The organism is Comamonas koreensis (assembly GCF_021026195.1).
GTDB lineage: Bacteria > Pseudomonadota > Gammaproteobacteria > Burkholderiales > Burkholderiaceae_C > Comamonas > Comamonas koreensis.
In genome coordinates, this window is the sequence record NZ_JAJNCT010000009.1 from 1 (window position 1) to 22399 (window position 22399).

At 64.3% G+C, this 22399-nt stretch carries 22 protein-coding genes; 8 read left to right on the top strand and 14 right to left on the bottom strand.

Annotated elements, in window-relative coordinates:
- The 9 genes from LPW39_RS07935 to LPW39_RS07975 all read right to left on the bottom strand — a co-directional run.
- On the bottom strand, nt 1-656 hold a 656-nt coding region (locus LPW39_RS07935), incomplete at its 3' end, for a GTP-binding protein (protein WP_230773263.1).
- 146 nt (nt 657-802) lie between these two features.
- A complete protein-coding gene (gene fusA, locus LPW39_RS07940; RefSeq protein ID WP_230773267.1) occupies nt 803-2914 on the bottom strand; it encodes an elongation factor G in 2112 nt (703 codons plus the stop codon).
- A gap of 158 nt (nt 2915-3072) precedes the next feature.
- On the bottom strand, nt 3073-3546 hold the full coding sequence (gene rpsG, locus LPW39_RS07945; RefSeq protein ID WP_021026534.1) for a 30S ribosomal protein S7: 474 nt from the start codon (nt 3544-3546) through the stop codon (nt 3073-3075).
- Nucleotides 3547-3715: 169 nt separating this feature from the next.
- Nucleotides 3716-4093, bottom strand: coding sequence for a 30S ribosomal protein S12 (rpsL, locus tag LPW39_RS07950; protein ID WP_012202325.1), 378 nt, complete (start codon nt 4091-4093; stop codon nt 3716-3718).
- Between the two features lie 329 nt (nt 4094-4422).
- Nucleotides 4423-5595, bottom strand: a complete 1173-nt coding sequence (locus LPW39_RS07955; RefSeq protein WP_230773269.1) for a D-alanyl-D-alanine carboxypeptidase family protein — start codon at nt 5593-5595, stop codon at nt 4423-4425.
- An 85-nt stretch (nt 5596-5680) separates the two neighbouring features.
- Nucleotides 5681-6322, bottom strand: a complete 642-nt coding sequence (locus LPW39_RS07960) for an alpha/beta hydrolase (RefSeq protein WP_133857637.1) — start codon at nt 6320-6322, stop codon at nt 5681-5683.
- A 97-nt stretch (nt 6323-6419) separates the two neighbouring features.
- Nucleotides 6420-6773, bottom strand: coding sequence for a (2Fe-2S) ferredoxin domain-containing protein (locus tag LPW39_RS07965; RefSeq protein ID WP_021026531.1), 354 nt, complete (start codon nt 6771-6773; stop codon nt 6420-6422).
- A gap of 91 nt (nt 6774-6864) precedes the next feature.
- On the bottom strand, nt 6865-8079 hold the full coding sequence (locus tag LPW39_RS07970) for a VanZ family protein (RefSeq protein WP_230773271.1): 1215 nt from the start codon (nt 8077-8079) through the stop codon (nt 6865-6867).
- Between the two features lie 59 nt (nt 8080-8138).
- Complete coding sequence (locus LPW39_RS07975) at nt 8139-8558, bottom strand: CopD family protein (RefSeq protein WP_027010811.1); 420 nt, start codon at nt 8556-8558, stop codon at nt 8139-8141.
- A 198-nt stretch (nt 8559-8756) separates the two neighbouring features.
- Here LPW39_RS07975 and hemB point away from each other — a divergent pair, with 198 nt between their 5' ends.
- Together hemB and LPW39_RS07985 are read left to right on the top strand one after the other, a co-directional pair.
- On the top strand, nt 8757-9770 hold the full coding sequence (gene hemB / locus LPW39_RS07980) for a porphobilinogen synthase (RefSeq protein WP_133857634.1): 1014 nt from the start codon (nt 8757-8759) through the stop codon (nt 9768-9770).
- Between the two features lie 71 nt (nt 9771-9841).
- Nucleotides 9842-11086, top strand: coding sequence for a magnesium transporter CorA family protein (locus LPW39_RS07985; RefSeq protein WP_407928824.1), 1245 nt, complete (start codon nt 9842-9844; stop codon nt 11084-11086).
- Nucleotides 11087-11109: 23 nt separating this feature from the next.
- On the opposite strand, the gene LPW39_RS07990 is transcribed toward LPW39_RS07985, so the two are convergent.
- The 3 genes from LPW39_RS07990 to LPW39_RS08000 all read right to left on the bottom strand — a co-directional run bounded on the left by LPW39_RS07990 (nt 11110) and on the right by LPW39_RS08000 (nt 15256).
- Nucleotides 11110-13152, bottom strand: coding sequence for a bifunctional 2',3'-cyclic-nucleotide 2'-phosphodiesterase/3'-nucleotidase (locus tag LPW39_RS07990; RefSeq protein ID WP_230773275.1), 2043 nt, complete (start codon nt 13150-13152; stop codon nt 11110-11112).
- Between the two features lie 145 nt (nt 13153-13297).
- Complete coding sequence (locus LPW39_RS07995; RefSeq protein WP_230773276.1) at nt 13298-13990, bottom strand: dienelactone hydrolase family protein; 693 nt, start codon at nt 13988-13990, stop codon at nt 13298-13300.
- A 48-nt stretch (nt 13991-14038) separates the two neighbouring features.
- Nucleotides 14039-15256, bottom strand: a complete 1218-nt coding sequence (locus tag LPW39_RS08000; protein WP_230773277.1) for an MFS transporter — start codon at nt 15254-15256, stop codon at nt 14039-14041.
- A 135-nt stretch (nt 15257-15391) separates the two neighbouring features.
- Here LPW39_RS08000 and LPW39_RS08005 point away from each other — a divergent pair, with 135 nt between their 5' ends.
- The 6 genes from LPW39_RS08005 (at nt 15392) to LPW39_RS08030 (ending at nt 21015) form a co-directional block, all read left to right on the top strand.
- Entirely contained in the window at nt 15392-16267 is an 876-nt protein-coding gene (locus LPW39_RS08005; protein ID WP_230773278.1) for a helix-turn-helix transcriptional regulator, read from the top strand.
- 64 nt (nt 16268-16331) lie between these two features.
- Nucleotides 16332-17078: an SDR family oxidoreductase gene (locus LPW39_RS08010; protein WP_230773280.1), complete on the top strand. Its 747-nt coding sequence runs from the start codon at nt 16332-16334 to the stop codon at nt 17076-17078.
- A gap of 24 nt (nt 17079-17102) precedes the next feature.
- On the top strand, nt 17103-17819 hold the full coding sequence (creB, locus tag LPW39_RS08015) for a two-component system response regulator CreB (RefSeq protein ID WP_230773281.1): 717 nt from the start codon (nt 17103-17105) through the stop codon (nt 17817-17819).
- Between the two features lie 9 nt (nt 17820-17828).
- Nucleotides 17829-19295 (top strand): two-component system sensor histidine kinase CreC, encoded by a 1467-nt coding sequence (gene creC / locus LPW39_RS08020; protein ID WP_230773282.1) that lies wholly within the window; start codon nt 17829-17831, stop codon nt 19293-19295.
- A 110-nt stretch (nt 19296-19405) separates the two neighbouring features.
- Nucleotides 19406-20821: a cell envelope integrity protein CreD gene (gene creD / locus LPW39_RS08025; protein ID WP_230773284.1), complete on the top strand. Its 1416-nt coding sequence runs from the start codon at nt 19406-19408 to the stop codon at nt 20819-20821.
- Nucleotides 20818-21015, top strand: a complete 198-nt coding sequence (locus tag LPW39_RS08030) for a hypothetical protein (protein WP_230773286.1) — start codon at nt 20818-20820, stop codon at nt 21013-21015. The genes creD and LPW39_RS08030 overlap by 4 nt, the downstream gene beginning before the upstream one ends.
- 71 nt (nt 21016-21086) lie before the next feature.
- On the opposite strand, the gene LPW39_RS08035 is transcribed toward LPW39_RS08030, so the two are convergent.
- Both LPW39_RS08035 and LPW39_RS08040 read right to left on the bottom strand, forming a co-directional pair.
- The gene (locus LPW39_RS08035) at nt 21087-21725 is read right to left on the bottom strand and encodes a hypothetical protein (protein ID WP_230773288.1); all 639 of its coding nucleotides are present in this window, start codon (nt 21723-21725) and stop codon (nt 21087-21089) included.
- Complete coding sequence (locus LPW39_RS08040; protein ID WP_230773291.1) at nt 21725-22396, bottom strand: ABC-type transport auxiliary lipoprotein family protein; 672 nt, start codon at nt 22394-22396, stop codon at nt 21725-21727. Before LPW39_RS08040 ends, LPW39_RS08035 begins: the two co-directional genes overlap by 1 nt.
- Nucleotides 22397-22399: the final 3 nt, after the last annotated feature.

Sequence of the window (22399 nt, forward strand, 5' to 3'; positions counted from 1 at the left end):
TCTTCCACGGGCATCAGGAAAGCACCGTCCACAGCGCGCTCTGGCGTTGGGATGTAGGTGTCCAGCGCTTCAGCCAGACGCAGGATGGCGGGCTCACCCTTGTCGGATTGGTCGCCTTCCAGAGCCAGCTTAGCCGAGCCGCGGATGATGGGGGTGTCGTCACCTGGGAAATCGTACTTGTCCAGCAGTTCGCGGACTTCCATTTCCACCAGCTCCAGCAGCTCTTCGTCATCCACCATGTCGCACTTGTTCAGGAACACGATGATGTAAGGCACGCCCACCTGGCGAGCCAGCAGGATGTGTTCACGGGTCTGGGGCATGGGGCCGTCAGCAGCCGAGCAAACCAGGATAGCGCCGTCCATCTGAGCAGCGCCGGTGATCATGTTCTTCACATAGTCGGCGTGACCAGGGCAGTCCACGTGAGCGTAGTGGCGGTTAGCCGTTTCGTACTCAACGTGTGCGGTATTGATGGTAATGCCGCGCGCCTTTTCTTCAGGAGCAGCGTCGATTTCGTCGTACTTCTTGGCTTCGCCGCCGAACTTGGCAGACAGCACGGTTGCGATAGCAGCCGTCAGCGTGGTCTTGCCGTGGTCCACGTGACCAATGGTGCCCACGTTAACGTGCGGCTTGGTCCGTTCGAATTTACCTTTTGCCATGAGAATTCTCCAAATAAAGAGCAAAACCTGTGTTGGGTTTAACGTCTACACCGAATTGCTGGGTCGCTTCGCACAGGAAACAAAGCGGCACCCGGTCGTAGACAAAAAGCAGCCCGCACCTGGCAAGCCAGGCGCGGGCGCATATTTTAGGCCTTTGCGCGGGAAGCGACAATAGCCTCGGCCACGTTGCGTGGGGCTTCAGCGTAGTGCTTGAACTCCATCGTGTACGTAGCGCGGCCTTGCGTTTGCGAACGCAGCGACGTGGCGTAGCCGAACATTTCGGACAGTGGCACTTCTGCCTTGATGGCCTTGCCGCCACCCACCATGTCGTCCATGCCCTGCACCATACCGCGGCGGGAAGACAAGTCACCCATCACGGTACCGGCGTAGTCTTCAGGCGTTTCCACTTCCACAGCCATCATTGGCTCGAGGATCACGGGGCTGGCCTTGCGAGCAGCTTCCTTGAAACCGAAGATAGCGGCCATCTTGAACGCCATTTCGTTCGAGTCCACATCGTGGTACGAACCGAAGGTCAGCGTCACTTTGACGTCCACCACAGGGTAGCCAGCCAGCACGCCGGAGGTCAGCGCTTCGATCACGCCCTTTTCCACCGCAGGGATGTATTCGCGAGGAACCACACCGCCCTTGATAGCGTCGACGAACTCAAAGCCCTTGCCAGCTTCTTGCGGCTCAACCGTGAACACGACGTGACCGTACTGGCCCTTACCGCCGGACTGACGAACGAACTTGCCGTCCACGTCCACAACCTTTTGGCGAATCGTTTCGCGGTAGGCCACTTGGGGCTTGCCCACGTTGGCTTCCACGTTGAATTCACGCTTCATGCGGTCAACGATAATTTCCAGGTGCAGCTCGCCCATACCGGCGATGATGGTCTGACCCGATTCTTCGTCGGAGCGCACGCGGAACGATGGATCTTCTGCAGCCAGACGCGACAGAGCGATACCCATCTTTTCCTGGTCGGCCTTCGACTTGGGTTCCACAGCCTGTGCAATCACGGGCTCTGGGAACACCATGCGTTCCAGCACGATAGGCGAAGCCACGTCGCACAGGGTTTCACCGGTGGTCACATCCTTCAGGCCCACGCAAGCGGCGATGTCACCGGCGCGGATTTCGTCCACTTCGATACGGTCGTTCGCCATCATCTGCACGATACGGCCGATACGCTCTTTCTTGCCCTTGACCGAGTTGTACACGGTGTCGCCCTTGGACAGAACGCCGGAGTACACACGCACGAAGGTCAACTGGCCCACGAACGGGTCGGTCATCAGCTTGAATGCCAGAGCGGAGAACTTTTCGCCGTCGTCCGCCTTGCGGGTCAGCTTCTTTTCTTCGTCTTCTGGGTCGGTACCAGCAACGTCAGGGATGTCCACTGGCGAAGGCAGATAGTCGATCACGGCGTCCAGCATGCGCTGCACACCCTTGTTCTTGAACGCGGTGCCGCACAGCATGGGCTGGATTTCGGTCGACAGCGTGCGGGCACGGATACCGGCCTTCACGTCTTCTTCGGACAAGGTACCTTCTTCCAGGTACTTGTTCATCAGGTCTTCCGAAGCTTCGGCTGCCGATTCCACCAGGTTTTCGCGCCACTTGTTGGCGGTTTCCACCAGGTCTGCAGGAATGTCTTCGTATTCGAACTTCATGCCCTGGGACGCTTCGTCCCAGATGATGGCCTTCATCTTGACCAGATCGACCACGCCCTTGAAGTTGTCTTCAGCGCCGATTGGGATCACCACGGGCACAGGGTTGGCCTTCAGGCGCAGCTTCATCTGGTCGTAGACCTTGTAGAAGTTGGCACCGGTACGGTCCATCTTGTTCACAAAGGCCAGACGTGGCACCTTGTACTTGTTGGCTTGACGCCACACGGTTTCGGACTGGGGCTGCACGCCACCCACAGCGCAGTACACCATGCAAGCACCGTCGAGCACGCGCATGGAACGTTCCACTTCAATCGTGAAGTCCACGTGGCCGGGGGTGTCGATGATGTTGAAGCGGTGCTCTGGGTAGGACATGTCCATACCCTTCCAGAAGCAGGTCACTGCAGCGGAAGTGATGGTAATGCCACGCTCTTGCTCTTGCTCCATCCAGTCGGTGGTAGCAGCGCCGTCGTGCACTTCACCCAGCTTGTGGGTCACGCCGGTGTAAAACAGGATACGTTCGGTCGTGGTGGTTTTACCTGCGTCGATGTGCGCAGAAATACCGATATTGCGGTAGCGCTCGATGGGGGTCTTGCGAGCCATGGTTGATCCTTTGTTGATCAGTAAGTGTGGAGGCGATGCGGACTGGCGGATTGCGCAGGCATCAGCCTACGATGTGAGGGCAGTCTCAATCCGAGCAAGGCCGCAGGCAAAAATTGTTGCATGCGGCCTTTGCAATATCGAGACAGATCTCGCGCAGCTTAGAAGCGGAAGTGGCTGAATGCCTTGTTGGCTTCGGCCATACGGTGCACTTCGTCACGACGCTTCATCGCGCCGCCACGGCCTTCCGTAGCTTCCAGCAGTTCGTTGGCCAGGCGTTGAGCCATGGACTTTTCACCGCGCTTGCGAGCAGCTTCCTTGATCCAGCGCATGGACAGAGCCAGACGACGGACAGGACGCACTTCAACTGGCACCTGGTAGTTGGCACCGCCAACACGGCGGGACTTCACTTCGACCATAGGCTTGACGTTGTTGATGGCAACAACGAAAGCTTCCAGCGGGTCTTTATCAGGGTGCTTCTTCTCGATCAGTTCCAGAGCGCCGTAAATGATGCGCTCAGCAACTGCCTTCTTGCCGCCTTCCATGATCACGTTCATGAATTTGGACAGCTCTACATTGCCGAACTTTGGATCCGGCAGAATTTCACGTTTGGGGACTTCGCGACGACGTGGCATTTCTTTACCTCTATCTTTGCTTCAGTTGGCATCTTTTCAGACACCGCGAGAGCCAATCAAGGACTCCCACTTACTCGACCCACACAAAACACTTGCGCTTGGGGTCACTACGCTGAATCTCGCGCCACGCGGGACACAGCACCTTTGTATTCGTTCAAAAAACCAGGGCTTACTTAGCCTTAGGCTTCTTGGCACCGTACTTCGAACGGGACTGCTTACGGTCCTTGACGCCTTGCAGGTCAAGCGAACCGCGCACGATGTGGTAACGCACACCTGGCAAGTCCTTCACACGGCCACCGCGCACCAGCACAACGCTGTGCTCTTGCAGGTTGTGGCCTTCACCGCCGATGTACGAAATGACTTCGAAACCGTTGGTCAGACGAACCTTGGCCACCTTACGCAAAGCCGAGTTAGGCTTCTTAGGCGTCGTGGTGTACACACGGGTGCACACGCCGCGGCGCTGGGGGCAGTTTTCCATAGCAGGGCTCTTGGATTTAACAACTTCTACCGTGCGGCCCTGACGCACGAGTTGGTTAATGGTTGGCATTAATAAACGTCCCTAAACGTGAAATTACCGTGAACTTACCGTGATTTGCTGCCGGCCCCTTGCCCGAAAGACAAAGACGGCAGCCCCTTCGGAAATTCCGAAAAGCCCTCTAATGTACCACCTGACTCCAAATTGAGCAAATGGTTTGCACGCATGCCTGCCGCGTCGTGGTCTGCATCCGGGCGCTTTCCCATGGAGACGCCCTAGCCATCTAGTCGGGTCGCTCTCATTTTTGCAAGCCTAGAAACCACAAAGCGTGCCAGGGGCACGCTTTGCAGGGGGAGGATTAGGCGTCCGCCAGGCTTTAAAAGTCCGGCATCAGCACCGCTTTACTTGATCCAAAGACGGATGGCATCCCAGGCGCGGCCGAAGATGCCAGCTTCTGCCACATCATCCAACGCCACCAGTGGCACCTCGGCCACGGCCTGGCCGCCTGCCATCACCTTCAGGGTGCCCAGCTTTTGGCCCTTGGTGAAAGGCGCAATCAGCGGCTCCTGGCTCACCACCTGGGTTTCGAGCTTGCCGCCGGTGCCCGCTGGCACATTCACGACGATGGGGGTGACGCTACCGATCTTGACGGTGTCCTGCGCGCCCTTCCAGGCCTTGGGGGTGGCCACGGCCTGGCCGCCGTCAAACAGCTTGACGGTATCAAAAGCGGTATAGCCCCAGTTCAAGAGCTTCTGGCTTTCGTTGGCGCGGTCCTTGTCGCTGGCAGCACCCAGCAGGATGGAGATCAGGCGGCGCTCGCCGGCATTGGGCACCTGGCGCTTGGCGGTGGACACCAGGCAGTAGCCGGCAGCATTGGTGTGGCCGGTCTTCAGGCCATCGACCGTCGGGTCGCGGAACAACAAAGTATTACGATTGGTGCCGTTCGACTTGGGCGTGCCGGGGTAGAACCACTGCTTGGTCGCGTAGTAGTGCATGTACTCGGGGAAGTCCTTGATCAGGCGGTTGGCCAGAATGCTCAGGTCCTTGGCCGTCGTCGTGTGGCCGGGTTCGGTCAGGCCTTCGGGGTTCTTGTAGGCCGTGTTGGTCATGCCCAGCGCCTTGGCCTGCTCGTTCATCAGGCGCACAAAGTTCTCGGCGGTGCCGCCCACGGCTTCGGCCAGCGCCATCGTCGCGTCGTTACCGGACTGCACGATCATGCCGTGCAGCAGGTCGTCCACCTTCACCTGCATCTTGGGGTCGATGAACATGCGCGAGCCGGGCATCTTCCAGGCGCGCTCGCTCACCGGCATGGTTTGCTCCAGGCTGATCTTCTTGTTGCGCAGCGCATCGAACACCACGTACCCCGTCATCAGCTTGGTCAGCGATGCCTGCTCGACCGGCGCATCCACATCCTTGGCCGCCAGGATCTGGCCCGTGGTCACGTCAAACAGCAGGTAGTTGCGCGCCGCGATCTCGGGCGGCTGGGGCGCGGCCAATTGTGCAAAGGCCAGGGTGGGCACCAGCAGCGCTGCTGCAGCCCAGTTACGCAGGGTGGGCATCAAGCTCGATTTCATGTCGTCCAACTCTTAGAAACAAGTGCCTGCAGCGCATGATTGCTGGCCGCAGGATATCAAAAACAATAGCAATACTACACCACCGTCACAAGGCGGGGGCAAGCAGGTGGCGCGTGACCAAGCCTTTGAGAAGCGGTAATTGTCCGTGGAAAAAATGCCCGCCCCCTGGCACAACCGTAACCGGTAGTATCTGAGGCCGCGCCCAGTCCATCACCGCCGACAGCGGCACCGTGTCATCGGCTTCGCCATGCACCACCAGGGTGCGCTCATGGGCTTCGGGTGGCAGGGTTGCTACGGTAAAGCGCGATGCCGCCGTGCCCACGAACACCGCTTTGTCGATCTGGCGCTTGGGCCAAAGTTCCGCCAAGGCATGGCTCATCACAAAGGAGCCGAAAGAGAAGCCCGCCAAGGCCAGATTCCCTTCGGGCGCGAGTTGCTCGACCACCGCCAGAAAGTCATCGCGCTCGCCCCGGCCCTCGTCGTAGCTGCCTGCCGATTGGCCGACACCGCGAAAGTTGAAGCGCAGCGCCGTCCAGCCACTGGCCACAAAGGCGCGCGCCAGGGTCTGCACGACCTTGTTGTCCATGGTGCCGGCAAACAGCGGATGGGGGTGGGCAATGATGGCGATGCCGCGCTGTGCGCCATCGGGGCTGGCCGCCAGATCGCGGGCCACTTCCAGAATGCCGGTGGGCCCGTTGATGGTGAAACGTTCGGTTTGCGCGTTCATGCTGCGGTCTGCTCCATGGCGGGCCAGCCACCGCCTGCAGCGGCAGTTGCGCCCGGTGTCTATGCGTAAAAATCAGTGGTGGGAGAAGGAATCGCGCTCAGCGGCCCACGTCGGGTGGGGTCAGCAGGCGCTCGACCACCTTGCCATTCTTCAGGTGCGACTCGACGATCTCGTCAATATCGTCATTGTCGATATAGGTGTACCAGACGCCTTCGGGGTAGACCGCCATGATGGGGCCGCCTGCGCAGCGGTCCAGGCAGCCGGCCTTGTTGACCCGCACCTTGCCCGGTCCGCTCAAGCCCTCGGCTTTGACGCGGGCCTTGCAGTGGTCAAACATGTCCTTGGCACCATGGTGGGCACAGCTGTCTTCGCCGTTGACGCGGTCATTCAGGCAGAAGAACACGTGGTGCTGGTAGTACTGGCCGTCGTTGCCAGGTTTTTGCTCGCTCATGCCAAGCTCTCTTCGAATGCGATCCCCCATTGTGGCAGCTTGGCGCCCGCCTGGGGCCTTGGCGCCGCAATACCGCCACGGCCTACTGCGTTTAGGCCTGCTCCGGCGGCGGGTTGGCGGCCGCGCGCTGGCTCAGCCGTTGGCGCCGGCGCGCCACCACCACGGCAGGCAGCCGGCCCAGGCGCAGCAGCACATAGGCGATCACGGCAAACGGCCACAGCCAGCTGAGCCACTGGCCCAGACCAAAGAAGCGGATGAAGCGGCCCTGCTCCCAGGACTGCAAGGCATCGGCGTAATAAGGGCTGGGCGGCGACTGGTTGAGCAGGTTGACGTCGATCATCAGCCCCATCAGCAGCAGCAGCACGCAATAGCGGCGTGGCAAGCCCACTTGCAGCAGCGCCAGCGACACCGCCAGCGCAATGCCCAGGCGGGTGGTCTGGTCCAGCCAATCCCAGGCATAGGCCGGCCCATAGCTCAGCGAGGACGACAGCGCCGAGACCGCAATACCGCTCAGCACCACCAGCGCCACCATGGCCATGCGCCGCGTCACGCTGCCCATCACGCTGAAAGCCAGCCAGCAGGGAATCAGCAGGCCCAGCAGCACGGCCATCAGCTGCCCGATGGGCGAGAGCGGCTCGGTGGCCTGCATGAAGTTGGGCATCCAGTGCTCGAAGGCCGAGTTCTCCAGGATGTCCACCAGCCACATCTCCAGCCGGTCAAACACCTGGCCCAGGCCAAAGGGCTGGGCAGCCGGAAAGAGCAGCGCAAGCGGCCACAGCATCAGCAGCACGATGGCACCACGCGCATCGGCATCGAACCAGCGCCCCCGCACATCGCGCCAGCGCCGCAAAATGCCCAGCCAGGCCAGCAAAGGCACGGCCAGCGCGCCCAGCAAGGTGCCGATGCTGTTGAGCAGCCAGTCCATATTGCTGGAGACCCGCAGCGGCAGAAAGATCTGCAGGAACTCCATCGACAGCGACAGCAGACTGCCCACGCACAAGGCCCAGAACCAGCCGGTCCTGACCCAGCCATGGCGCCACCAGCCCAGGCTCAGCAGCAAGCCCAGCGGCGCATAGCCCGCCACATTGATCCAGACATCGAACCAGGTCCAGTACGGCGGTGGGATGCGGGCCAGCAAAAACTCTGCCGGCGAGATGCCCTGGGTGCGCCAGCCGCTGAAGGGAAAGAGGCTGGCAAAGACGATCAGGGCCACATACACCGGCACCAGCGGCCAGGCAATGGTGCGGTGCTCGCCGGCCGGGGCCGGCTCTTGCAGGGTGTGGAGTGCGGGGCTGCTGTCAGGCATGGTGCGTGGGCCCTGGTGCGCAGATCGTTGTGCGTTGAGAGTACCGAAGTGTGCGCGGTTTAAAAGGGTTTGACCACCACCAGCACCACGATGATGACCATGGCCACTACTGGCACCTCATTGAACCAGCGGTACCAGACATGCGAATGCCGGTCCGTGCCATTGGCAATCTTGCGCAGCAGCACCGCGCAGGCATGGTGGTAGCCAATGACCAGCAGCACAAAGAACAGCTTGGCATGCAGCCAGCCCCCTGCCCCGCGCCACCATCCCAGCCAGAGCCACAGGCCCAGGCCCAGCGCCAGCACAGCAATCATCGTCATGAAGCGCAAGAGCTTGCGCGCCATCAGCAGCAGGCGCTCGCGCTCGGCCTGCGAGTCGGCCGGCACCATGGCCAGGTTCACGAAGATCCGGGGCAGGTAAAACAGGCCCGCAAACCAGCTGGCCACAAACACGATATGAAAGGCTTTGATCCACAGCATAAGCATGCGCCACAGTGTAGTGGCTGGCACGATGGCCCAGCGCTGGACCCCGGCTTAAAACCGGCCTGAGCCCGCTCTCGCGCCCCGCCTTGATCTGGCGCAAGCAAGCGCCCGCCCGGCTAGCAAACCTCCATACCCAACGCAGTCTCTCGGGGCCGCCCTCTGCAGCCTGCCCTTGATCTGGCGCACAATCGCTGCATGCATCTGTCCAGCCCCACCCCCTTTCCCCACAACCGTCCGCGCCGTCTGCGCCGCGATGCCTTCACCCGCAACCTGGTCCGCGAGAACGTGCTCACCCCGCACGACTTCATCTACCCGGTCTTTGTGCATGAAGGGCAAGGCAAGCGCGAGCCGGTGCTGTCGATGCCCGGCGTGGACCGTCTGAGTCTGGACCTGTTGCTGCCGGTGGCCGAGCAGTGCGTGGCGCTGGGCATTCCGGTGATGGCCCTCTTCCCCCAGATCGACACGGCGCTGAAGACGCCCGACGGCAAGGAGGCGCTCAACCCCGATGGTCTGATCCCCCGTGTGGTGCGCGCGCTGAAAAAGGAATTCCCCCAGCTGGGCGTGATGACCGATGTGGCGCTTGACCCCTACACCAGCCACGGCCAGGACGGCCTGCTCGACGAGACTGGCTACATCCTCAATGATGAGACCGTCGAGATATTGGTAGGCCAGGCGCTCAACCATGCCGAAGCCGGTGTCGACATCGTCGCCCCCAGCGACATGATGGATGGCCGCATTGGCGCCATCCGCGAGGCCTTTGAATCCCAGGGCCACATCTACACCCGCATCATGGCCTACAGCGCCAAGTACGCCAGCGCCTTCTACGGCCCCTTCCGCGATGCGGTGGGCACGCGCGGCGCGCTCGGCAAGGCCGACAAGAATGTCTACCAGATGGACCCGGCCAACACCGACGAGGCGCTGCGCGAAGTGGCGCAGGACCTGGCCGAAGGCGCCGACATGGTGATGGTCAAGCCCGGCATGCCGTACCTGGATGTGGTGCGCCGCGTCAAGGACGAGTTCAAGGTGCCCACCTTTGCCTACCAGGTCAGCGGCGAATACGCGATGCTCAAGGCCGCCGCGCAAAACGGCTGGCTGGACCATGACCAGGTGATGATGGAATCGCTGCTGGCCTTCAAGCGTGCCGGGGCCGATGGCATCCTGACCTATTTCTCGCTGGACGCCGCACGCTGGCTCAAAGAGAAAAACTGATAGCAAAAATTCCAGAGCGGGCTTGCACAGGCCCGTTTTTTTTGCCATGCTGCGCCTGAACCGACCGAGGAATTCCGGTGAGTACACCCAGCAGCATCCGCATCTTTCACATCATTGGCAACGAGACCAGCGAGCTGGCCTCGGTGCCTTTCGAGCTCCCTGCCAAAGGCTTCCTGTGGCTGGCCTGCACCCGCAGCTATTTCAGCGAGCAGCTGGGCAGCCTGCAGCTGGCACTGCAAAAGCTCAGTGGCGCGCCGCTGGTCGACCTGCATGTCTCCGACCTGCTCAACGCCCAGCTCCCTTCCCACTATGACTACACCTCGCAGTACGACCTGCTGGTGATACGCCGTCTGGCCAGCACGCCATCCCAGGTGGGCACCGCTGCGCTGGCAGCGGCGCGGCGCACCGCCGCGGCCAAACCCCTCAATGAGGCACCGCGCATCAGCACCACGCCGGTGGGCTTTGCCGCGTGGGAGCGGGTGCTGCTGTCGGTACACCCCGAGGACTGCACGGTGCGTGATGGCTATGCACGCCGCCTGCTGCAATTTGCCAAGACCGGCACACCGCCGCTGGCTGCCGAGGCGCCCGACCTGGGCCAGATATCGGATGCCACGCAAGAACGCCTGGCACGCGAGGACAAGGCCTTTCGCAACCCTGGCAGCAGCCCCACGCCAGGCGGCCTGCAGCCCATCCGCCTGCCGTTGTCCCCGGCTGACCTGATGATGCGCGTGGTCAACATCATTGTGGACAACTACCTGGACCTGCGCCGCGAGCTCTCGCGCCATCTGGACCAGTGGCAAAGCGCGCTGCTGTCGCCACGCAAGCGCATTGCCAACTGGCAGGCGCTGCTGGAAGCCCGGCTGTCCCTGCACCAGCTCGACGAGATATGCGAAGACCAGCGCGCCGCCGTACAGGACTGGGTCGATGCGCTGGAGACCTGGCCCCAGCCCGAGGCGCCGAGTGCCCAGCGCGAGCTCGAAGCGCTCAAGGTGCGCAGCCGCGATGTGCTCGAACACATCGAGCGCGTGGTGCACCATGTGCGCCGGCTGGAGCAAAGCACCGAGACCGCCGTGCAGATGCATTTCTCGGTGCAGAGCAACCGTGCCAACGACATCATGCGCACGCTCACCACCATTACCGCCATCTTCCTGCCGCTCAACCTGATTGCCGCGATCTTTGGCATGAACTTCGAGTTCATCCCGCTCATCCACAAGGAAGACGGCTTCTGGTGGGCCATGGGGGTGATGGCGGTCATCACGGTGGCGCTGATTGGCTTTTTCTCGTACAAGCGCTACCTGACCCGCACGGGCCGATAGCGCTTGCGCCGCTGCTGCACGGCTTACAGGCCCAGATCAATGCGGTAGACCGCGCGCTGCGTGCCCGTCCCATCATCGGCCTTGTCCAGCGAGACATGGGCCAGGCCCGCTGCCTGCGCCACTGAGAGCGCATTGGCCGCCGACGTGAACAACACCTTGCCGGCCGTTGGCGTCTTGGCAAAGCGCCAGCTGTGGGCAGCGCCGTTGGCTGCGCGGGTCACCTGCGGGTGGTCCTTGATGTACGAGATCACCACATCGCGGTTCGCATCGGGCGAGGCATAGATGGTGGCGCGGCCATCGAGTTCAGGCAGGAAGCTCTTGCCGCTGGTGGCGCGGTAGTTGTTGGTGGCGATCACAAAGTCCTGCGCCGGATCGATCGGCGTGCCCTTGTACTGCAGGTCCACGATGCGGCTGCCCACGGGCTGGGTCACATCGATCTGGTACTGCATGTCGGCGCTGGTGAACATGTCGAAGTTGTAGCCGGGGAAGCTGCTGATCAGCCACTGGTCTGCGGTGGCAGCCGGGTCGATGCGGTTGAAGCGCTGGGCAGCGGCCTCCAGCCAGCGCTTGATCTGCGCGCCGTTCACCTTCACCGCGTAGACGGTGTTGGGGTAGAGGTAGAGGTCGGCCGCGTTGTAGATGGCCAGCGGGCCGGCGGCCACATCGGTGTAGTCCGCACCGCCCTGGAAGCCCGACTTGAAAGGCGCGCTCACCGACAGCACCGGCAGCTGCGCGTACTGCGGCAGGTTGGCCTGCACATAGCGCTGCACATAGTCCTGCTGCGCCTGGTTGACCAACTGGATCGCACCCGGGTCGCCCACATCGGCAAACTGCGTGCCCATGCGGAAGTCGGTCTGGCCCACAGGCGTCTTCACATAGCTGATGGCCGCCTGGTGCTGGCGCTCCACCACCGGTGCAATGCTGCTGTCAACGGCCACATAGGTGGTCTTGCCTGCGGCATCCTTGCCGGTGGCCGTGCTGCGCAGCGCCGACTTGCTCTGGGCCTTGTCCACGCTCCAGGCCTTGCCGTCCCACTTCAGCGACAGCGCCACCACACCCAGCGCCTTGCCCCAGCTGCTGGCCATCACCGCCGGCACGCCGTTGATGGTGCCCGCCTTGTTGTCGACCCCCGCCATGCTGAAGGCCGGTTGCGCGGCCGTGTCGGGGAAGACGCCGTGCTGGTGGCCCATCACCATCGCGTCGATGCCCGCCACCTTGCTCAGGTACAGGCCCGGGTTCTCCATGTCGGCGCGGTATTCCGAGGCATCCAGGCCACCGTGCAGCAGCGCCACGACCACGTCAGCGCCCTTGCTGCGCAGCTCAGGCACATACTTTTGCGCGGCCTCGACCGCACCCATCACCTGCACCTTGCCTTCCAGATGGCGCTTGTCCCAGCCCATGATGCCGGGCGTGGTAAAGCCGATCACACCGATCTTGATCGGCAACTTGACGGTCTTGCCGTCGCTGTCGGTGCCGCTGATCTCGCGCTCCAGCACCACATAGGGCGACACCAGCGGCGCATTGGTCTGGCTGCTGAGCACATTGGCCAGTGCCATCGGGTAGCCCGGGCCTGCGCACTTCTTGCTGGCATCGACGCCATCGACCTGGAGGCCGCCACCCAGCACCTGGTTGAGAAAGGGCAGGCCATAGTTGAACTCATGGTTGCCCAGAGTGCCGGCATCGAACTTGAACACGCCCATGGCCTTGTACATGGACAGCTGCTGGTCGCAGGCAATCGGCGCCACCTGCGCCTCGTAGTCGGCCAGCGCCGTGCCCTGGATGGTGTCGCCGTTGTCCACCAGCAAGGTGTTGGCAAAGTCGCTGCGCGCCTGGCGGATCAGGGTAGCCGTGCGCTCAAAGCCATACGAGGGGTCATCGGCCAGCTTGAAGTAGTCGTAGCTGCGGATGTTGAAGTGCAGGTCGGTGGTCTCGAGCACCGCCAGGGTGGCGGTCGCCGATGTGGGGCTGCTGGAGCCGCCACCGCCGCAGGCCGTCAGCATGGCGGCAGCGGCCAGCGTGAGCGCTGCGGTCCGGAAGCCGCAGGCTGGGGAAAAAGGGGTGCGCATCGTGGTTATCGTTGAAAGTGAGCGATGCGCGCATCATCTGCAGGCGGTATGACGACGGTGTTACGAACGCCCCCTGAAAATGCAACAAAGCCTTGCAGGCTGCGGGCCTGCAAGGCTTTGTGCGGTGCTAGGCGGGAGTGACCGCTCAGCCTACATGCTTGGCAAAAAAGGCCATGCTGCGGGCCCGGGCTGCGGCAGAAGCCGCTGCATCGTAGGAGCCACGTTGGTCACAATTAAAGCCGTGGTCGGCCGCGTAGACATAGACCTCAGCCTCGGGGTGCGCGGTGCGGAAGGCATCCACCGACGCCAGCGAGATCCAGTGGTCCTTGTCGCCAAAATGGGCCATCACCGGGCAATGCGGCTGGCGCGCGATCTCGTCGCCAGTGGTCATGCCACCGCCGTAGTACGGCACCGATGCCGACAGGCCCTGGAGCTCGCAGGCTGCGCGCCAGGCCAGCAGGCCACCCCAGCAAAAGCCGGTGATGCCGACCTTGCCGCCGCTGCGGCGGGCGCCTTCGTCAATCGCGGCCTGCAGGTCCAGCATCACGCCAGGGGCCACGGCGGGCGCTTCGGCAGCGGCCTTCAACGCTACGCCAGCTTGCATGTCGGCATCGCTGTAGCCCAGGTCCACGCCGGGCTTGACGCGGGCGAACGTGGCCGGCGCAATCGCCACATAGCCGCTTTGGGCAATGCGGTCCGCCACCGAGCGGATGTGCGAGTTGACGCCAAAGATCTCCTGCACCACGACGATGGCGCCGCGCGCCTGGCCTTCAGGCTCGGCGATGTAGGCCGGAAACACCTGGCCGTCGGCCGACTTCAGATCTACAAAATGTCCCATCGCGATCACTCCTTGTGCTAAACAGATTCAAGATTCGGGCCTCGCCGATTATGGCGTGGCGCAGGCCGCTGCTGGTGCCGGACGCGCCAGCATCGTCAGCCAGGCTGCCACCAGCAGCAAGGCCAGCCCGCCATACACCGCCGCCAGGCCCAACGCCGTCTGCGGGTTCACCAGGTGGATGCCCAAGGATGCGAGCAGCGAGGTCAGCAAAAAGGCCAGGCCGCCGGCAATGCCGCCCGACAAGGCAGCGTGTTTGGGGAACATCGACAGCACATGGGCGAAGTGGATATTGAACACCAGTCCCGCCGCCACATGGATGCAAAAGGCGACGGCCGCCATCACTTCCAGCGATGGCCAGGACGCGGGCAGCCAGGTCGTCAGCGCCAGCAGCCCAATAAAGCCGGCCATGGCCAGCAAGGCACCTTGGTGCTTGGCCGCCAGCGAGCGCGCCATCGCTGCGCGGGCGATCAGGCCGCCCCCCATCCAGGCCAGGCCCATCAGCAGCGCCAGCGAGCCCGTCGTGGTCGGTGGGCGGTGGTAGACGGTCTCCACGATGAAGGGCGAGGCCATGCTCCAGCCCATCACCATCGCATAGGCAGCGCTGACGCAGAGCACGCCCCGCGCAAAGGCGCGGTTGCGCATGATCTCCCAGGCCCGGCTGGCCACTTCACGCGGCCGGATGGGCTGGGGCTGAGCCAGGGTTTCGCCGCCGCCCAGCAGCTCCAGCACCAGCGCAACCACCGAGAACGCGGCCAGCACCACAAAGTTGGCACGCCAGCCCCAGTGGGTCTGCACAAAGCCGCCGATAAAAGGCGCGCAGATGGGTCCCAGCGACCAGACCACGGTCATCCAGGTCAGGTAGCGCTGCAGCGCCGGGCCCCGGAACACATCGACAAAAAAGGTGCGCTTGCCCACCACGGCCACCGCGCCCAGCAGGCCCTGCAGCAGGCGCAGCGCGCAGATGACCACGATGTCGTCGCTGACGGCAATGGCCGCGCTCGACAGCGCAAACAAGGCCAGCGCCACCATCGTGGGGCGCCAGCGGCCAAAGCGGTCCAGCAGCACGCCCACCACCAGCTGGCCCAGGCCATAGCCGGCGATGAACAAGGTCAAGGTCAGCTGGATCTGGGAGGCGGTGCCGCCCAGGCTCTGGGCCATGGCGGGCATCGAAGGAAGGTAGATATCGGTGCCGATGCCCGACAGGGGGATCAGCAGGAAGGCCAGAAAAACGCCAAAGGTGGCGTTGTCAGCAGTGATTCTTCGCATGGGAGTCTGCGCCTGAAAATAAAACAGGGCGCCAGTGTGTTATGTTTTTTAGACTGGTACAAGATCTTACGTAGCCTAGGCTTGGAAGGCCTATACTGCACTGCACCATTGCCGCTACCCTAACCGTCCAAGACCATGCTTGCAGCCACCCCCACCCATGCCCCGCCTGCCGTTGCGGCCTCTGCCCCCTCACAGGAGCTGGGCCACTTTCTGCGCGCCCGGCGCGAGAGCCTGTCGGCTGCCGCCATGGGCCTGGCGCGCCACGGCCGCGTGCGCACCCCCGGCCTGCGGCGCGAGGAGGTCGCCCAGCTCGCCGGTATTGGCGTGACCTGGTACACCAAGCTTGAGCAAGGCCGTGAGGTACAGCCGTCGCGCCAGGCAGTGGAGGCCATCGCCCGGGCGCTGCAATGCAATGACGACGAGCTGCGCCACCTGCTCGTGCTGGCAGGCATCAAGCTGGACCAGCCTGCCCCCAGCTTGCTGGAAGCACCGGGCTGCCTGCACCGGCAGTTGCTGGACAAGATGCTGCCCTACCCCGCCCAGATGCAAAGCGCCGCCTTTGACCTGCTCGACGCCAATGCCGCCTATGAGCGGCTGATGGGCGTATCGCTGCAGCAGTTGCCTGCGCTGGAGCGCAACTGCCTGCACATGAACCTGTTCAATCCGCAGTGGCAGCGCGTGATGCGCCATGAGCCCCAAGCCATCGAGCGTATGGTGGCCATGTTCCGCGCCGCCTACACCCAGCAAAGCAACGACCCGGCCATTGCCCGGCGGCTGGACTATTTTCTGGCGCAGTCGCCCGTCTTCCGCAATGCCTGGGAGCGCTACCAGGTGCGCAGCCCGGAGAACAACGAAAAGACCTTTGACCACCCTGTTGTGGGCATCCTCCATCTGCGCCAGACCTACTGGTGGTCAGCGCCGCGCAACGGCATGCGCATGGTGGTCTACCTGCCCGTCAGCGACCAGGACGCCGAGGCGCTCGACCGGCTGGCCGCGCTGCCTGCCCCTTGAATGCGGCATGTGCAGACGGCGCAAGCTCGCCTAAGATAGGGCATCTTTTGTGAGCCGACCTGCCATGACCTCTATCGTCCTCATCACCGGTGCCAGCCGTGGCATCGGTGCCGCCACCGCCCTGCTCGCCGCCCGCCATGGCTGGGATGTGGCCGTGAACTACAGCAGCAATGAAGCAGCAGCCCACACCGTGGTGCAGGCCGTGCAGGCCCTGGGCCGCCGCGCCATCGCCGTGCAGGCCGATGTGGCCGACGAGGCCCAGGTGCTGGCGATGTTTGCCCGCATCGACCAGGAGCTGGGCCGCCTGGGCGCCCTGGTCAACAACGCCGGTGTGGTGGACCGCGCCCAGCGCCTGCAGGACATGGACATGGCGCGCTGGCGCCGCATGTTCGACACCAATGTGCTGGGCAGCTTTCTGTGCGCCCGCGAAGCGGTGCGCCGCATGAGCACCGCCGAAGGGGGCGCCGGCGGCAGCATCGTCAATGTCTCCAGCCGGGCCGCCTGCCTGGGTTCGGCCAACCAGTATGTGGACTATGCGGCCTCCAAGGCCGCCATCGACACCATGACCCTGGGCCTGGCGCATGAGGTGGCCGCGCAAGGCATCCGCGTCAACGGCGTGCGCCCGGGGCTGATCGAGACTGATATCCACGCCAGCGGCGGCCAGCCCGACCGCGTGCAGCGCCTGTCGGCCGGCGTGCCGCTGGGGCGCGGCGGCACTGCCGACGAAATCGCCCAGGCGATCTACTGGCTCATGTCCGACCTCAGCAGCTACTGCACCGGCTCCTTCATCGATGCCGGCGGCGGGCGCTAGGCCGCCGTTCAGACCCAAGCCAACATGCTCTCTACCCCCCATGTTCTGCTGCTGGAAGACGACCCAGCCATTGCCCGCACCGTCTGCTATGCGCTGGAGCGCGATGGCATCCGCTGCACCCATAGCCTCTTGATGGCCGATGCCCGTGCGCAGTGGGCCAGTGGTCGCTTTGATGCGCTGCTGCTCGATGTGGGCCTGCCCGATGGCAATGGCCTGGACTGGTGCCGCCAGCTGCGTGCCAATGGCTCGCCCGCGCCCATCCTGGTGCTCAGCGCCCGGGGCGAAGAGGTGGACCGCGTGCTGGGCCTGGAGCTGGGCGCCGATGACTACCTGAGCAAGCCCTTCAGCCCACGCGAACTGGTGGCCCGCACCCGCGCGCTGCTGCGCCGTGCCCAGCAGTTTTCACCGCCGCCAGCCTCTGCCAGCATTGCCCCGCCCCACGCCGCCCGCACCCACTTCGAGGTCGACGAAACCGGCCAGTGCGTGCGCCTGCAAGGCGTGCTGCTGGATCTGACGCGGCGCGAATTCCAGCTGCTCAGCAGCCTGTTGGCCGCACAGGGCCGCATCCTCAGCCGCAACCATTTGCTCGATGCCGTTTGGGGCCTGCACAGCGACAGCACCGACCGCACGGTGGACACCCACATCAAGACCCTGCGCGCCAAGCTGCGCGCCGTGGTGGCCGACCGCGACTTCATCACCACGCACCGGGGCATGGGCTACAGCCTGCGCGACAGCGACTGAGGACTGGCCATGCGTCTGGGGATCCGCCTGCTGTTTGCCTTCTTCCTGATCAACGGACTGGCCGCCTTCTTTGTGCTGCGCGTGTTCATGGCCGAGATCAAGCCCAGCGTGCGCAAGGTGACCGAAGACACCCTGGTCGAGACCGCCTACCTGCTGGCCGCCCAGGCCAGCGATGACCTGGCCGATGGAAAGCTGGGCAGCGGTAGCGGCAGCAGCAACAGCCGCTTTGCCCAGCATGTGCAGGCCGCCTTCCAGCAACCGCTGCGGGTGTGGATCTGGGACACGCGCAAGGCCGCACTGGACCTGCGCGTGACGGTCACCAACGCCCAGGGCCGCGTGCTGTTCGATTCCGCCGGCCAGGATGTGGGGGCCGACTATTCGCGCTGGCGCAATGTGGCGCTCACCCTGCGCGGCGAATACGGCGCCCGCACCTCGCGCGAAGTGGCTACCGATGAGGCCACCAGCGTCATGTATGTCTCCGCGCCCATCGCGCGGGATGGCGCCATCCTCGGCGTACTGACCGTCTCCAAGCCGGCCAATGCGGTGCAGAGCATCATCGACAGCAGCGAGCGCAAGATGCTGCGCGGCGGTGTGCTGTTCCTGCTGCTGTCGGCCGCCGTCGGCTTTGCCATCACCTGGTGGCTGGTGGTGCAGGTGCGCAAGCTGCGCAGCTATGCCCAGCATGTGCAGGGCCCCACCTTGCAGGAGGCGCAAGGCCATTTGTTGCCGCCCAAAACGCCCGAGGTGCCCGATGTTCCCGGCGAGCTGGGCGACCTGGCCCAGGCCATGGATTCGATGCGCCGCCGGCTGGAAGGGCGCGACTACATCGAAGGCTATGTGCGCGCCCTCACGCATGAGCTCAAGAGCCCGGTCGCCGCCATCCGGGGCGCAGGCGAGCTGCTGCAGGACGACCTGCCCGCCGCCGACCGCGCGATGTTTGCCCAGCAGGTGGTGGACCAGAGCCTGCGCCTGCAAAACCTGATTGACCAGCTGATGCAACTGAGCCAGTTGGAGCAGCGCAACGGGCTGGCCCAGGCTGGCACCCCCACCAGCCTGCGCGCCTGTGCCGTGCAGGCCATCGCGCAGCTGCAGGCCACCGCCGCGCAAAAGGGCATCCAACTGCGGCTGCAAGGCGATGACAGCCAGGGCGCCTGGGATGCAGCGCTGGTCACCTTGGCCATCAGCAACCTGCTGGCCAATGCGCTGGATTTCTCGCCCGCGCACAGCCAGATCGTGCTGACCTTGGAGCCCCAGCGCCTGAGCGTGCAGGACAGCGGCCCGGGCGTACCCGACAGCCTGCTGCACCGCCTGGGCGAGCGCTTCTTCACCACGCCGCGCCCCAATGGCGAGCGCAGCGGCACCGGGCTGGGCCTGTCCATCGTGCAGCGCATCATGCTGCTGCATGGTGGCCGGCTGCAGTTTGCCAACACCCAGCCCGGCCTGCGCGCCAGCCTTGATTTTTCGGCGCCGGACTGAGCACCTCCCCCCAGCGCACCAGCACTTCACGCTGCCTTCACAGACTTCATGCTCGGCTCACCGGGGCCGCTGACACTCGCCGCACCGATACACAGAGCAACGAGGAATGCATGAAAAACAGACTGGTGCAAAAGGCCCTGAGCCTGGCCATCACCATGGCGCTTTTGCTGGTGGCGCTGATGATGATCAGCGACGTGGTGCGCGACCGCATCTACAACCGCGACCGCGCAGTACAAAGCGTGGTCAACAGCACCGCCGGATCACAGACCTTGTTTGGCCCGGTGCTGGCCCAGCGCTGCACCCGTGAAGTCAGCGGCAAGGACAGTGAAGGGCGTGTGGAAACGCGGCTGGTCAGCTTTCAGCGCTATGCGTTGCCCGACGAGCTCAGCCATCAGACCCGGGCCGAGATGCAGCCCCGCGCCCGTGGCCTCTACCAGGTCAACACCTTCCTGATGCATGACAAGCTGGTGGCGCGCTTTGCGCCGGGCAACCAGTTGCAAGGCAAGCCTGAGGGCAGCGCCGTGCGCCACTGCGATGCACCGCGCCTGGTCCTGCCGCTCAGCGATCCGCGCGGCATCCGCAGCGCGACCTTGCAGGTCGATGGCAAGACGCTGCCGCTGGAGCCGGGCACCGGCCACGGCGTCTACACCCGGGGCCTGCAGACCAAGCCCATGGCCGCCGCCAGTGGCAACGACAGCCACGCGATGGAAGTGGTCCTGCTGCTGCAGCTGATGGGCACCGAGCGCCTGGCCTTCGTACCACTGGGCGGCACCAACCAGGTCAGCATGCAGGCCGACTGGCCCCATCCCTCGTTTGGTGGCAACTTCCTGCCGCTGAGCCGTGAGATCAACGACCAGGGCTTCGACGCCAGCTGGAGCATTCCGGCGCTGGCCTCATCCGCACGCCAGGCCTTTGTGCAAGAGAGATCGCTGTGCAGCCTGGGCACGGCCGACACCACCTACCCCTATGCCACCGAAGAAAGCCAGTGCCTGGAGCAGTTCGGCACCAGCTTTATCGACCCGGTCAACCCCTATAGCCTGAGCGACCGCGCCACCAAGTACGGCCTGCTTTTTGTGGTGCTCACCTTTGTCGCCGTGGCGATGTTCGAGGTGCTCAAAAAGCTGCGCGTGCACCCGGTGCAGTACCTGCTGGTGGGCTCGGCGCTGTGCATTTTCTTCCTGCTCCTGATCAGCCTGTCCGAGCATCTGGGCTTTACAAAGGCCTATGCGATTGGTGCCGGCGCCTGCGTGCTGCTGCTGGGCTACTACGCCAGCCACATCCTGGGCAGCCTGCGGCGCGGCCTGCCGTTTGCGGCGCTGATCGCGGTGATGTATGGCCTCTTGTTCGTGCTGCTGCAGCTGGAGCAGACCGCACTGGCCGTCGGCTCGCTCGCCCTGTTTGCCGTGCTGGCGATCGTGATGGTGGCCACCCGCAAGGTCGACTGGTATGCGTTTGGCAAAGGCGATACCCCCGAGCCCACCCACGCGCCCAAGACCTTTGCCCCACGCCCCCAGGAGAACGCATGAACACCGACACCCAGATGGAACAGCAGCGCCAGCAATGGCGCCAGGCCCAGCACCAGATGACGCGCTGCCAGTTGCGCGCGCTGCGTGACCAATGGCTGGAGCGTGGCAGCCAGCTGCCGCTGCAGGCCAATGCCCGGCGCCTGATGTGGCTGCGGCTGCGCTGCTCGCTGCTGCTGGCACAGCAGCGGTTCTGAGCGCCTGCGACCTCCCCAAAAAGCAACCAGGCAGCCCTCGGGCTGCCTGGTTGCGTTTCAAAGGTGGGCGCCTATTTGGCCGGCGGCGCGCCACTGCCCCGGCTGATCGCACGCAGGCGCGCCTCAGGCGACAGGCCGCGCACGCACTGCACATTGGCGTCGCCCAGCAGGCTGTCGCACTTGCGGATGGCGGTGTCCAGATCGGCTTCGCGCTGGCGTTCGGCCTGGCTCTTGGGTGGCGTGAAGATGGAGACCTCACTGGCCGCCTGCTGGTGCGCATCCTGTATGCCCGCCGCGCGCTTTTGCTTGGCCTCGCGCAGGCAGTCCTGCTGCGCGCTCTTGCTGTCCTTGTCGTTGCCGGCATGGCGGCTCTTGCAGTCCTCGACCGCCAGCGCATGCTGGCGCTCCACCTGGGCGGCCAGGGCCTTGAAGCGGTTGTTGCCGCTGGGGTGGCGCCGCGCCTGCAGCGCAGCAGCGTCTACCGCATGCTGGGTCTCGGCCTCTACGGTGCAGCGGCGTTGCCCGCCGGACCCAGCAGCCAGGCTTTTGCAATGGTCCAAGGCTTTTTCAGCGCGTGCATCCAGCTGGGCAACGGCATCTCGGTAGGCATCGTCGCCCATCTCGGCGGCCAACAGCGGCACCACGGCCAAGGCGCCCAGCACCCAGGCGGCCGATGCGCGCCACAGCGGGCGCCTCCATCCTGCACGCATCAGCGGTTCTGTTGGCGCAACCAGGTATCGAGCTGCTGGGCCACCTGGTCGGTGGCAGCGGCCAGCGATGCCGCAGCCCCCGCCGCATCCGCACTGGTGGCAGGTTGCCGGGCGTCGAACACCTGCTGGGCCAGCCAGCGCTCACCCTTGGGGGTGATCTCGCTCAAGGTGGCGCGCATGCGCAGCACGCCATGGCTGGACTGGGCCGAGTCAAATACCTGGCTGAAATCAACCACCTCCAGCCGCAGCATGGCCGGATAGGCGGCATTGCGCAGCAGTGGCGTCGCGCCATCGTCATCGAGCAAGACGGCCCGCTGGCCGCTGAGCACATCGCGCATGCGCTGCTGGATCAGCTGCATCGCTGGCAGCACCCAGCTGGCCTGGGTATAGGGCCGCAGTTCGCGTGCATCCGCATAGGCCAGGCGGTAGTAGATGGACGCGCTGGCATCGGGCACCCCGGCCGCGCGCACAGTGGCCAGAACGAGGGGCTCGGTCGTCGCGGCGGGCGTGGCCGGTGCCGCCAGGGCCTGCGCCGGTCCGAAGTCATAACGTGCCACCGGTTGGGGCTTTTGCGGCAGTGCCGAGCAAGCGGCCAGCACCGCCACGGCCGTCACCACCAGGGCGGCACGGCCAGCGCCGTGCAGGCGGCGACGCAGGGAAGTAGAAATCATGGC